1 protein-coding gene is annotated in these 449 nt (G+C 55.9%); it reads right to left on the bottom strand.

Translation table 11 applies throughout. The features are described 5' to 3' along the window. Positions 1-107 precede the first annotated feature (107 nt). Positions 108-449 (bottom strand): hypothetical protein (locus ACO4XG_RS10145; protein ID WP_485129706.1); only part of this gene is annotated, 342 nt, incomplete at its 5' end.

Below are 449 nucleotides of genomic sequence, written 5' to 3' on the forward strand. Positions count from 1 at the left end.
TTGATTCTACTAGCGTTGCGGGGTTTTCTACCAACTCTTTTTGTCCTATAACTCCCCAAAAAAGAGGCATACAGCTTTCGCTGTATGCCTCTTTTTGGGGATTCCGCTCACTTCTTCGCGCTGTCCTGGGCAAAGGTGCGGAAGATCTGCTTGACCTCGCCGTCTTTGATCACGACCGAGATGACCTGCGGTCCCCAGCCCTTGGCCTTGTCGGCCGCGAACGCCTTCTTAATCTGGTCGGCCTGATAGGTGACACCGTTCTGCTGGTTCAGATCCGAGTAGTCCATGTAAACCACATCGCTCGCGAGCTTCAGCTCCTCCGTGCCAATCGAGTAGTAGAGCGGCGTGCCGTCCTCGCTCTCGGTGCGGAAGTAGTCGCCGTCCTGCAAAAGGCTCACGCCGCCGTTTGCGACACCGCCGTTGATAATAACCTCCGGGAAATTGCCGGT

This window comes from Stomatobaculum sp. (assembly GCF_057248925.1).